Here is a 12466-nt window from a genome sequence, read left to right on the forward strand (position 1 = left end):
AGATGTTCGGTCAGTGAAAACTTGCGGTCATTGTCTCGCAAACTGTTTCCTGATCACATTCAATGCACCACCGGCTTTGAACCACTCGATCTGCTGATCATTATAGGTGTGATTCAGTACAACAGTATCCTGGGTACCGTCCGCATGGTTCAACACCATTTTCAGTGGTACACCGGTTGCGAAAGATTGCAGGCCGATGATATTGATATCGTCATTTTCCTGGATCTTGTCGTAATCGTCCTTGTTATCGAAGGTGAGTGCGAGCATACCCTGTTTCTTCAGGTTGGTTTCATGAATACGTGCAAAACTTCTGACAATAATCGCACGAACCCCGAGATGACGTGGTTCCATAGCTGCGTGTTCACGGCTGGAACCCTCACCATAGTTTTCATCACCTACTACAACCGTTCCCACATAGTGAGCCTTATAATAACGGGCAGCATCTGGCACCCCTGTATAATCTCCGGTCAGTTGATTTTTTACCGAATCAGTTTTATCATTAAAATAATTCACGGCACCTATCAACATGTTATTGCTGATATTGTCAAGATGTCCGCGGAACTTCAACCATGGACCTGCCATAGAGATATGATCCGTGGTACATTTTCCTTTGGCCTTGATAAGCAATTTCAATCCAAGCAGATCCCTGCCTTCCCAGGCCGCAAATGGTTCCAACAATTGTAAGCGGCTACTTTCCGGACTTACTACTACCTGAACCCCGGTACCGTCGGCTGCTGGTTCCTGATAACCTGCATCTTCAACCGAAAACCCATTCGGAGGCAGTTCAATACCAGTTGGTTCATCAAGCTTTACGTATTCACCGTTCCTGTTTTTCAAGGTGTCTGTGAGCGGGTTAAAAGTAAGGTCACCGGCAATTGCAAAAGCGGTCACAATCTCTGGTGATGCTACGAATGCGTGTGTACTTGCAAGACCGTCGTTGCGTTTTGCGAAGTTTCTATTGAAAGAGGTGATGATAGAATTTTTCCTGTTTGGATCATCGATATGCCTGGCCCACTGACCGATACAGGGACCGCAGGCATTTGCAAGAACAACGCCGCCAATCTGGTCAAACGTTTTCAGAAACCCGTCTTTTTCAATGGTATATCTCACCAGTTCAGAACCGGGGGTAATGGTAAATTCAGCGTTTGTTTTTAAATTCTTGCTGATGGCTTGTTCTGCTACGGAAGCTGAACGGCTGATATCTTCATATGAAGAGTTTGTGCATGATCCGATAAGTGCAACTTCCAGTTTTTCGGGCCAGTTGTTGGCACGAACTGCTTCTCCAAATTTACTGATAGGCCAGGCCAGGTCAGGAGTGAAGGGTCCGTTTACATGCGGCTCAAGTTCATCAAGATTTATCTCGATCAGCTGATCATAGTATTTAGCAGGATCCTGGTAAACTTCCGGATCTGGTCTCAGGTGTTCCGCAACTCCGTCGGCCAGTGCAGCTACTTCTGCACGTTCGGTTGCTTTCAGGTAAGCAGCCATTTTCTGATCATAAGTGAAGATTGAACAAGTGGCGCCAATTTCAGCACCCATATTACAAATGGTTGCCTTACCGGTGGCGCTCATGCTATCTGCACCTTCGCCAAAATATTCAACTATTGCCCCGGTTCCACCTTTTACAGTAAGAATACCGGCAACTTTTAATATTACATCTTTTGGTGCGGCCCATCCGCTCAATCTGCCGCTAAGCTTTACACCAATCAGTTTTGGCATTTTGAGTTCCCAGGGAAGGCCAGCCATAACATCAACGGCATCTGCACCGCCAACCCCGATTGCCACCATACCTAAACCACCGGCATTTGGCGTATGTGAATCAGTACCGATCATCATTCCACCCGGGAAAGCATAGTTCTCCAGCACCACCTGGTGAATAATTCCGGCACCCGGTTTCCAGAATCCGATACCATATTTATTGGAAATAGAAGCCAGGAAGTCATAGACTTCCCGGTTTACGTCTTTTGCTGTTGCGAGGTCTTCCACTCCGCCTGTTTTTGCCTGGATAAGGTGATCACAATGTACAGTTGAAGGCACAGCTACCTTGCTGCGGCCACAGGTCATAAACTGAAGCAGTGCCATTTGTGCCGTAGCATCCTGCATGGCAACGCGGTCAGGTGCGAAATCCACATATTTTTTGCCCCTTTCGTAGGCTGCCGTCGGTAGATTGTAAAGATGACTATAAAGAATTTTTTCTGCTAAAGTGAGAGGCGATCCAGTAAGCTTTCGGGCTGCTTCGATTTTCGCGGGCATTTCCGAGTACACTTTCTTAATTAGATCCAGGTCAAATACCATAAATAGGGATTTAAATTGTTTGTAGCAGGCGGAATTTTATTCCGAGCTAACTTTTTGATTATGATAGAATTTTTTGGCTATCCGGTCGTTCTAAAGTCGTGCAAATTTACCAATTTTTGAACTTATCTTCTAACGTATTTTGGCACGATTTTATTAATTTTTACTAAATTGGGCTTATGAATCGTTTTAAGTATTTTATCGAATGGCAGGTATTCGGAGTTTGTGCCGCCATTGGTAAGTATATGGGGATAGCGCCCTCGCGCATCCGGTCCTGGTTCATATATGTTTCTTTTATGACGATGGGATCGCCGCTTATCGTTTATTTTATCCTGGCGTTCTGGATGAATATCAAGCGATACATCCTTTCATTCCGCCGGAACCCGTTTTGGTATCAATAATTAAGACACTATCACTTTCCGGAGTTTTACCATCTTTGCAAGCAGGTTTTCGAGCAGGTCAAGTTTAAGCATATTCGCCCCATCGCTTTTTGCAACGGCGGGATTAGGGTGGGTTTCGATGAAGAGTCCGTCAGCACCAGTGGCAATGGCAGCGCTGGCAATGGTGCCTATCAGTTGGGGATTGCCACCAGTTACGCCGGAGGTTTGATTTGGCTGTTGAAGACTGTGGGTGCAGTCCATTACAACGGGGACATTATGTTGTTGCATCCAGGGAATGTTCCGGAAATCAACCACCATGTCCTGGTAGCCAAAACTATTTCCTCTTTCAGTAAGTATCACTTTTTCATTGCCAATATTGCGGATCTTATCAGCAGCAAATTTCATCGAAGGTCCGCTTACAAACTGGCCTTTTTTCACGTTGACGATCTTACCGGTTGCAGCACATGCAATCAGCAAATCAGTCTGACGGCATAGAAAGGCCGGAATCTGAAGTATGTCAAGGTATTTTGCTGCCATTTCAGCTTCATCATGTGCATGGATATCCGAAGTAACTGGCAGGTGGTAAGTTTCTGCCACTTTCTTTAAATGTATGAGTGCGGTTTCATCACCTATACCCGTAAACGAAGTTGAGCTTGTGCGGTTAGCTTTACGATATGAAGCCTTAAAAACATATGGTATACCCAGGTTTTTACAAATGGTAGAAACCTTGTCGGCAACTTCCAGAACGAGCTCCTCACTTTCAACCACACAGGGGCCGGCGATCAGGAAAAAATTCTTCTCATCATATTGCTGGCCGGCGAAAAGGTCCGTCATAAATTTTTCCATGGGTCAAAGATAAGAAGATCCCCGACGCATTATATTTGCGGCATGATAAAAGAAAAGATTCTGGTGATTGGTGCTTCCGGTCAGATCGGGGTGGAATTAACCCTTGGTCTTAGAAAGATTTACGGAAACGCAAATGTGGTTGCTTCTGATCTCCGCGAAGAAAACGAATTATTGAAAGGCACCGGGCCTTATGTCAGTATAGATGTGATGAACAAGGAGATGCTACATGTACAGATTATCAGGCAGAACATAACACAGATCTATTTGCTGGCAGCCATCCTTTCCGCCACCGGCGAAAAAAATCCCAACCTGGCCTGGAACCTGAATATGCAGGGACTGTTGAATGTGCTCGATATAGCGCGGGAAGAACAGATCCATAAAATTTACTGGCCAAGCAGCATTGCTGTTTTTGGGCCAACATCACCAAGGATTAATTGTCCGCAGCAGACCATCATTGAACCTACTACAGTTTATGGTATCAGTAAATACGCGGGCGAATTCTGGTGCAACTACTTTTACCATCGCTATAAAGTGGATGTGAGAAGTTTGCGGTATCCGGGTTTGATAAGTTATAAATCAGCACCCGGTGGTGGTACCACTGATTATGCGGTCGAGATATTTCATGAAGCGATTGAAGAAAAAGCTTATACCTGTTTCCTGGAAGAAAATACCTATCTGCCAATGATGTATATGCCGGATGCAATCAGGGCAACAATTGAGCTGATGGAAGCACCTGCGGACAAAATCTCCATCAGGACTTCCTACAATTTATCTTCCATGAGTTTCTCTCCCAGGGAAATTGCTGCGGAAGTAAAAAAACATATCCCGGATTTTCAAATGAGCTATAAACCTGATTATCGCCAGGCAATAGCTAACAGCTGGCCTCAATCTATTGATGATTCAGTTGCCCGGCAGGACTGGGGCTGGAAGCACGATTTTGATCTGCCGAAAATGACTGCCGACATGTTCCAGAATCTTTAGACAGCAACGAAAAAAAGGCATTCATCTATCGTAAATACGAAGATGAATGCCTTTTCAGATTATTTCGATAATTCGAATTTATAAGTTCCTGACCCAGATATTTCTGAAGCTAACCGGATTTCCATGATCCTGCAAAATGATTGGTTCCTTTGCCTCATGTTTTTCATAACTGGCAAGACCGATGTATTGAGTGGCACCCTGGATGGCCATGTTATTCTGAACCAGTACGCCATTATGTATAACAGTGATACGTGCCTGGGTTTTTACTGAACCGTTTGGATTAAAAGTCGGAGCAATAAATACGACATCATAAGTCTGCCATTCTCCCGGTGGACGGCAAGCGTTCACAAGTGGTGGCAGTTGTTTGTATATGCTGGCCGCCTGACCGTTCACATAAGTTTTATTATCGTAGTTATCAAGCACCTGCAACTCATATTTTCCCATAAGAAAAATACCACTGTTTCCGCGTCCTTGTCCTTCACCTTTTACCTCAGCTGGAGCTCTCCATTCGATATGCAACTGGCAATCTCCGAATTTATCTTTTGAAGTAATCTCACCCGTTCTTCCTTTTACCGTCAGGGCGCCATCAGCGACTGTCCAGGCAACGGCACCTCCGCCTTTTGCTAGCCATTTTGATGCATCCTTACCATCAAATAAAACAATGGCATCTGAAGGCGGTTCACTGGCTGTTTTACCAGGTGTAACCACAGGTGCAGCTGGTTCATAATATTCGCTGAGTTTAGGGTCACCTCCCTTACGGTCCTGGGCATTTGCAAACATTACAGTGCAAAGCCCAACAGAACACAATACTAAAAATCTTCTGTTCATATCAATCATTTTGTTTTTTAGATAAAGCGGTAATTTAATACAAAATATGTTACTGTATCAACAAATCCGGGCTTTAACGGTCTGTATTAAAACCAATTAATCGAAGATGGTTTATCTTAACGTTTTATCGAAAAACCAGTAAAATAATGTAATGGAATTTCAGTTGAACTAACTTCAGAAACTGAGGCCAGTTGAGGGCCTTTGTGGCACCAGCGAACAAAACCTTCAAGCGTACCAGGATCACCGGTTGCGATGATCAATACATCACCATTATCCAGATTTTCAACGGTTCCTGATAAGCCAAGAGTTACTGCCTTTCGCCTGGTTGTTTCGCGATATGTAACTCCCTGTACTTTTCCCTTAACAATTATTTTTAATGTCTGCGTCATTTGGTGAGATCGGCAACAGTTCTTTTTTCAAGTATCCTCAGATTAGCATCTCTGACCATGATCATTGTATCGTGCAGGCCACAGCTTTTTTCATCGCAGTTTTTACATCGCTCGTAGAAGTATAAGCTCACGCAGGGTAACATGGCAATCGGGCCATCGATTAACCGCATTATCTTAGCAAGTGAAATTTCACGGGGAGGAACATTGAAAAAGTAGCCGCCTCCTTTGCCTTTTTTGCTTTCGAGAACACCGGCTTTCCGGAGTTCAAGCAGTATATTTTCAAGAAATTTTAAAGGTATTTTTTTCTTCTTTGCAATTTCCGCAATAAGAACAGGCTGATTATCTTTTTTCTCAGCCATATACATCAGGGCCTTAAAGGCATATTGCGCTTTTTTGGACAGCATGTTTAAAATTTATCGGCGAGAAGATATAGTTTTTTTCTGAGACTTGTTTTAGGGCTATTCAATTCCAAGCACATCATTCATATGATACACACCGTTTTTATTTTGGAGGAATTCGGCAGCCAGCACTGCTCCACCGGCAAAACCTTTCCGGTTGTGGGCCGTATGTTTGATTTCGATGTCATCAATTTCAGAGCGATAGGTTACCGTATGTGTACCTGGTGCGGGATCTATTCTTTCGCTGATTATAGAAAGAGCAGTCTTATCATCGGTCCATTCATTCACCCATTTATTTTTTGCCGGGATTTGTTGCATTACCTGTTCGGCGAGGGTGATGGCGGTACCGCTCGGCGCATCTTTTTTCTGGGTATGATGAACTTCTGTTAAACTTACTTCATAACTGTCGTGGCGGCTCATCAGGGAAGCAAGCTTTTTATTAACAGCAAAAAAGATATTCACGCCTATACTAAAATTGCTTGAATATAAGAAGCCGGTCTGTTTTGCTTTACTGTATGATTCTGCTTCTTGCAGGTTTTTCAACCAACCGGTTGAACCACTAACAACAGGAACACCTGCATCCAGGCAACGCTTAATATTTTCAAATGCCACTTCGGGGCCGGTAAATTCTATGGCGACATCAGCTTTGCTGATTTTTTCCACGGTATTGTCCTCCAGGTTTTCAATTCCAACTTTCAATACGATTTCATGACCACGGCTCAATGCTATTTCTTCTATGGCTTTACCCATTTTACCATAACCAATCAGGGCAATTTTCATTTTTCAAGTATTTAATCGAGATGCGAAGGTAAAAGGTTGTCTCAACATCGTCAATACACTGTTTTTCCCCGAGCCTGCTGGTTTTTATCTTTCAAAGAAAAAACTAAACTTAAGCCGGGTGTTTTTGTGCCGGTCATTATCACCGGTTTTACCCGCATGCTGATCTCGTCACTCACATCAAAGTCTTTAAGATGCGCATCCACGGTAGCATCGATAATGTTCAGACCCCAGGCCAGGATAGTAATGAGTATAGAATAATCCATATTTTTCCGGAACTCATCCCGGTAATTCCTGAGAGAATTTACAGAACCTGAAGCCGTCAATGCCCTTAGTTCCGGATGCACGGTTTCCAGTTCCTGTGGATCTACCGGTGGGTTGGAAGCCACACTCAGGGCATATCTCGCGCGATCGTACCATTGTTTGTTATAATAAACGAGATAGGCGGGTATACCGACGGCAGCATAAACCAATGGAAGTTTCCAGTATTTCCTGTTGTAAATCTGGCCCAGGCCAGGAAGGATCGCTGACCTGATAGCTGCTTTTCTCGGGCTGTGTTTGCGGACCGAATCTTTTTTGACGGCATTGATAACAGTATCGCCGGTAATGATAACGGCATTTGTCGTGTCGCGGCGATCACCAAGTTTAACCGTATCACTGCTCCTGTGGGGGATGGTATCCCGTTTTGCAACCGGTACAGTATCAGCAATGTTCACCGGTATCCTGGTCTTAACCAAATCACCTTGTTGCGAGAAAGCAAAAGGCTGAATCAACAACACCAGTAAAAAAACAAGGAACATTCTCATACCGGAAATGTCGGTTCAAACTCGGATTTAATATGATTAATTTTGAAATGACCCAGTAAAATTGGTTAACTAACGGTCACACCCAACTGATCAAGAATCTTATTAAGATCCTGGATTGAAAAGTATTCAATGGAAATGCTCCCGTAGCCCTTTTTATTATGATTCAACTTAACCTTTGTACTCAGATGCGATGCTAAATTATCTTCAATTTTTTTGTAAGCAGGGGGCAATGAAGCTTTTACGGAATCTTTAACAGGGGCGTTCGACTTATAAAGTTTTCTAACGAGTTCCTCTGTTTGACGAACAGAGAGATTTTTTGCTCTCACTTCATTAAAAATATAAAGTTGCTTATCAACAGTATCCACGTTTACAAGTGCACGTGCATGACCCATACTGATATCACCTTTGCGGACCGCTACCTGTATATCTGGCGGCAATTTTAACAAACGGATATAATTGGCTACGGTACTTCTTTCCTTACCCATTCTTTCCGCAACTTCTTCCTGTGTATGATTCAGTTCTTCCATCATACGTTTATAGGAAAGTGCAATTTCCATCGCATTCAGATCTTCACGCTGCAGATTTTCAAGTAAAGCCAGTTCAAGTAAGTCCTGGTCATTTGCCTGCCTGATATAAGCAGGTACATCAGCTAACCCCGCCAGCTTTGCAGCCCGCCAACGACGTTCACCGGATATAAGCCTGTATTTCCCGTTCCCGATTGAAGTAACCGTAATGGGTTGAACGAGGTCATGCATCTTAACGGAAGCAGCAAGCTCTTTTAAAGCCTGCTCATCAAAATCACGGCGTGGCTGTTTAGGATTAGGCTCAACATCTGTGATTTTTATACGCTGCATAGTAGTTGCTGCTTCCACAACAGAAGTTTTCAGCGAACCAGTATTTGTTTTCAGGTCAGAGTCGATGCTCTGCAAAAGAGAACGGATACCCTTGCCGAGTGCGTCTTTATTTTGTTTGGGATTGGTCATTGATTGGTTAAATTTATTCTAGTATTCTTTCTTCCTGGCTGATACGCGTCATATTGTTTTTCTGCAGCACTTCTTTTGCCAGGTTCAGATAATTTATCGCGCCCTTGCTGAGCGCATCATATAAAATCACCGGTTTTCCAACACTTGGCGCTTCACTTATCCTGGTATTACGGTGTATAATGGTATTGAAGACCATCTCGTCAAAATGTTTGCGAACCTCCGCTACTACCTGGTTACAGAGCCTCAGCCTGCCATCATACATAGTCATCAGTATACCTTCTATCTCGAGTTCCTGGTTTAACCTGCTTTGTACAATCTTGATTGTATTCAGCAATTTGCCAAGACCTTCCAATGCAAAAAATTCAGTTTGCACGGGCACAATCACTGAGTCAGATGCAACCAGGGCATTCACGGTGATTAAACCAAGTGAAGGTGAACAATCTATTATGACAAACTGGTAATCATCTCTCACAGGAGCAAGTATATTTTTCAATACAGTTTCCCTGTTCGGATAATTGATCATTTCTATCTCTGCACCAACCAGGTCTATATGCGATGGAATTACATCCAGGTTTGGTATTTCGCTTTTAAGGATTACATCACTTGCACGTACATTATTAACCATGCAATCGTACAAACTTTGCCTTATATTATGAAGATCGAATCCAACTCCGGTTGTACTGTTTGCCTGAGGATCCGCATCTACCAGCAAGGTTCTGAATTCCAGCACTGCAAGGCTTGCAGCAAGATTTATTGCTGAAGTTGTTTTTCCTACACCACCTTTTTGATTAGCAACGCCGATTACTCTCGCCATTTATACAAATTAAATTTTATTATCAGGGATAGCGGTAAAGTTGTTCACAATCGTTAAAACCGCAAAATTTAGTTTTGCCCATACCTTGAACATCTTCATTCACATTCCCCAAAGTCTACAATATATAACAGATTCATCCGTCTGACCAACAAGTTGATCTTTCGAAACAATAATTAATCGGAAAATTCACTGCAGACGGTAATTTTACGCCCGGAATTTATTTTAGTCGGCAAAAATAAAGCATCGTGGGCTAAATTGCAGGAACCAAATGCAATCAGTTATGTTATTATCGTCACTATGAGCGACTTGTACACTGTAATTTCAGCAACAAACCGGCCAAACAGCAATACATTGAGGGTGGCCAGCCAGTATGAGCAACTCCTGAGAGACAGGGAAGTAAACGTTCGGCTCATGTCGCTGGAAGGATGGAAATGGTTGGCGAGAGATCCGGAATTTACAAAGATCGAATCTGAGATACTTGCCCCGACCACGAAATTTGTGTTTGTTGTTCCGGAATACAATGGAAGTATACCCGGCGTGCTCAAGGTGATGTTCGACATATCCAGCTATAAAGATACCTGGTATGGCAAAAAAGCCATGCTGACTGGCATTGCCACCGGTCGTGCAGGTAATCTGAATGGTCTTGAACATTTAACAAGCATCCTGCATTATCTGAATGTAGTGGTTCATCCGAACAAACTGCCCATTTCATCTGTCGATAAGCTATTGAACCCCCAGGGTTTTATAGTGGATGAAGGAACATTACTTGCCATGAAACATCAACTCAACGAATTCACCAGGTTTTGAGAATTCACCAGGTTCTAAAATTGCGGCTTTTTAATTTCAATCAATTATGCGAAACTCAGGTTTGTTATGGATACTTATGGCCATCATGTTAATGATGGATATATATATATTCCAGGTCATAAGGTCATTAACTCAGCAAGCCAGTCCAAAAGTACGACTGGTCGTGACCATCATTTATTGGTTAGTAGCTATTGCTGCGCTGGCAGTAATGCTGGCCATTCCTTATCTCAATGAACAAAATTTTTCACGCACAGCACGTACCTATCTTTTCGCTATCCTGGTGGGTTTATTTTTTTCGCAGCTGGTTGCTTCAGTATTTTTTCTTGTTGATGATATTCGCAGAGGTATCACCTGGGTTGTTCAGAAACTGCAACACCGATCCCCGGATTCAGGGCCGGGAGAGGGTATAAGCAGGTCCGTATTTCTCAGCTGGCTCGGCATCGGCCTGGGTGGAGGCCTGATGGCTACACTTGTCTATGGTTTCAGTAATAAATATAATTACCAGCTGGTCCGGAAAAAGTTAGTGTTTTCAAATGTACCGGGTTCATTTAAAGGACTGAAGATTATCCATATCTCCGACATTCATGCGGGAAGTTTTACGGATAAAGCAGCAGTATTGAAAGGTGTTCAAAAAATCATGAACGAAAAACCCGACCTGATTTTGTTTACAGGTGATCTTGTTAATGACCGGGCTACTGAAATGGATGATTATATGGAGATCTTCAGCCAGTTGAAAGCTCCACTGGGAGTTTATTCAACATTGGGAAATCATGATTATGGTGACTACGTGGCCTGGGAAAGCGCAAGCGTGAAACACAGCAATCTTGAAAGGCTGAAGGAAATACATGGAGAATTGGGTTGGAAACTTTTGATGAATGAAAATGTTTCGCTCGAAAAAAACGGAGAGCAGATTGCATTGATAGGAATCGAAAACTGGAGTGCAAAGGGAAACTTTCCTAAATATGGACGACTGAATGAAGCTTATAAGGGAACAGCGCATCTGCCATTTAAAATTCTTATGAGTCATGACCCAAGCCATTGGATGGCTGAAGTGCAGGAGCAATATAAAGACATCGACCTCATGCTTGCTGGTCATACACATGGAATGCAGTTTGGTGTTGAAGTGCCTGGTTTTCGATGGAGCCCTGTACAATACATGTATAAACAATGGGCTGGTTTATATGAAAAGGAGAATCAGAAACTCTATGTTAACCGGGGTTTTGGCTTTATAGGTTATCCCGGAAGAGTTGGAATCTTACCTGAAATAACCTTACTGGAGATTGCTTAAATCGCCTTCAGTAAGGAACTTCAACAATGGTTTACAGATTTATCTTAATTTTAATAAAAAATAAGTCGTTGTTAACGCTAATTAACAAGGCCATATTTTCTCTGGCATGTAACTTGAAAATTATTAGAAACCATTAAAGCAGAAAATATGAAAACGAAAATCCTGGGTTTGCTAACGATTGCTCTGGTTGCAGGAACTATGAGTTTTGCACAAGGAGTTGGTATTAAGGCCGGCGCCAACATCAACAAAATAGATGGTAAAGGACTTAAGGAAGAATTTCAATATGGTTACAGTCTTGGTGGATTTGCTGAACTGTATTTCAACAACAAATGGGGTCTGCAACCCGAGGTATTGTGGAACCAGTACCAGACAAAAACCACAGATGACTTTGATGATGTAATTCCCGGTGGCACCAGCGATCTAAAGGGAATCAAACTAAATTATCTTTCCATTCCATTATTATTAAATTTCCGTCCTGTACAGTTTATCACGCTGCAGGCAGGTCCCCAGTTTGGAATTCTTATCAACAAGGACCAGGGTTTATTAAAGAACGGTCAGCAGGCATTTTCATCAGGAGATCTCAGTATGCTTGGTGGCGTGCAGCTAAATGTAGGTAAACTAAAAGTGGGTGGCCGTTACCAGATCGGTCTTAATAACATAAACGAAATCGACAATTCAACAAAATGGAAGAACCAGGGTTTTCAAGTCTATGCCGGCATTAAGTTATTGTAACGCCAGCCTGGATTTTCTATATACAACAGAAGTTATAGGTGCCGAATGAACAACCCCGTCCACATTAGCTGAGGACGGGGTTTTTTACGCAAATATTCTTCACACAAATGGCATCAAACTTGACCTACATACCTTTCTCTTAAAA

General features: G+C 42.9%; 14 protein-coding genes. 5 read left to right on the plus strand and 9 right to left on the minus strand.

The window, feature by feature from the left end:
- Window positions 1-27: 27 nt before the first annotated feature.
- Window positions 28-2295, minus strand: coding sequence for an aconitate hydratase (locus tag VK664_RS12380; RefSeq protein WP_461398977.1), 2268 nt, complete (start codon window positions 2293-2295; stop codon window positions 28-30).
- 176 nt (window positions 2296-2471) lie between these two features.
- On the opposite strand from VK664_RS12380, the gene VK664_RS12385 reads away from it, so the two are divergent.
- Window positions 2472-2693, plus strand: coding sequence for a PspC domain-containing protein (locus tag VK664_RS12385; RefSeq protein ID WP_461398978.1), 222 nt, complete (start codon window positions 2472-2474; stop codon window positions 2691-2693).
- On the opposite strand, the gene kdsA is transcribed toward VK664_RS12385, so the two are convergent.
- Window positions 2694-3518: a 3-deoxy-8-phosphooctulonate synthase gene (kdsA, locus tag VK664_RS12390; protein ID WP_461398979.1), complete on the minus strand. Its 825-nt coding sequence runs from the start codon at window positions 3516-3518 to the stop codon at window positions 2694-2696. It lies immediately after the preceding gene.
- Window positions 3519-3560: 42 nt separating this feature from the next.
- Here kdsA and VK664_RS12395 point away from each other — a divergent pair, with 42 nt between their 5' ends.
- Entirely contained in the window at window positions 3561-4499 is a 939-nt protein-coding gene (locus tag VK664_RS12395) for an NAD-dependent epimerase/dehydratase family protein (protein WP_461398980.1), read from the plus strand.
- 78 nt (window positions 4500-4577) lie between these two features.
- Here VK664_RS12395 and VK664_RS12400 read toward each other — a convergent pair whose 3' ends face one another.
- The 7 genes from VK664_RS12400 to VK664_RS12430 all read right to left on the minus strand — a co-directional run bounded on the left by VK664_RS12400 (window position 4578) and on the right by VK664_RS12430 (window position 9494).
- Window positions 4578-5327 (minus strand): 3-keto-disaccharide hydrolase, encoded by a 750-nt coding sequence (locus VK664_RS12400; RefSeq protein ID WP_461398981.1) that lies wholly within the window; start codon window positions 5325-5327, stop codon window positions 4578-4580.
- A 116-nt stretch (window positions 5328-5443) separates the two neighbouring features.
- Window positions 5444-5716, minus strand: a complete 273-nt coding sequence (locus VK664_RS12405) for an acylphosphatase (RefSeq protein WP_461398982.1) — start codon at window positions 5714-5716, stop codon at window positions 5444-5446.
- Window positions 5713-6120, minus strand: a complete 408-nt coding sequence (locus VK664_RS12410) for an RrF2 family transcriptional regulator (protein WP_461398983.1) — start codon at window positions 6118-6120, stop codon at window positions 5713-5715. Before VK664_RS12410 ends, VK664_RS12405 begins: the two co-directional genes overlap by 4 nt.
- Window positions 6121-6174: 54 nt before the next feature.
- A complete protein-coding gene (gene dapB, locus VK664_RS12415; RefSeq protein WP_461398984.1) occupies window positions 6175-6894 on the minus strand; it encodes a 4-hydroxy-tetrahydrodipicolinate reductase in 720 nt (239 codons plus the stop codon).
- 50 nt (window positions 6895-6944) lie between these two features.
- Window positions 6945-7697 carry a DUF5683 domain-containing protein gene (locus VK664_RS12420; protein WP_461398985.1) on the minus strand — a complete coding sequence of 251 codons (753 nt, stop codon included), beginning with the start codon at window positions 7695-7697 and terminating at the stop codon, window positions 6945-6947.
- 65 nt (window positions 7698-7762) lie between these two features.
- Window positions 7763-8680, minus strand: a complete 918-nt coding sequence (locus VK664_RS12425; RefSeq protein WP_461398986.1) for a ParB/RepB/Spo0J family partition protein — start codon at window positions 8678-8680, stop codon at window positions 7763-7765.
- 13 nt (window positions 8681-8693) lie between these two features.
- Complete coding sequence (locus VK664_RS12430; protein ID WP_461398987.1) at window positions 8694-9494, minus strand: ParA family protein; 801 nt, start codon at window positions 9492-9494, stop codon at window positions 8694-8696.
- Window positions 9495-9791: 297 nt separating this feature from the next.
- Between VK664_RS12430 and VK664_RS12435 the strand changes: the two genes are divergently transcribed.
- The 3 genes from VK664_RS12435 to VK664_RS12445 all read left to right on the plus strand — a co-directional run bounded on the left by VK664_RS12435 (window position 9792) and on the right by VK664_RS12445 (window position 12321).
- Window positions 9792-10301 carry an NADPH-dependent FMN reductase gene (locus VK664_RS12435; RefSeq protein ID WP_461398988.1) on the plus strand — a complete coding sequence of 170 codons (510 nt, stop codon included), beginning with the start codon at window positions 9792-9794 and terminating at the stop codon, window positions 10299-10301.
- 46 nt (window positions 10302-10347) lie between these two features.
- Window positions 10348-11589 carry a metallophosphoesterase gene (locus VK664_RS12440; protein ID WP_461398989.1) on the plus strand — a complete coding sequence of 414 codons (1242 nt, stop codon included), beginning with the start codon at window positions 10348-10350 and terminating at the stop codon, window positions 11587-11589.
- Window positions 11590-11736: 147 nt separating this feature from the next.
- Complete coding sequence (locus VK664_RS12445) at window positions 11737-12321, plus strand: porin family protein (RefSeq protein ID WP_461398990.1); 585 nt, start codon at window positions 11737-11739, stop codon at window positions 12319-12321.
- Window positions 12322-12466 lie beyond the last annotated feature (145 nt).

This window comes from Flavitalea sp. (genome assembly GCF_035489435.1).
GTDB lineage: Bacteria > Bacteroidota > Bacteroidia > Chitinophagales > Chitinophagaceae > DATHKG01.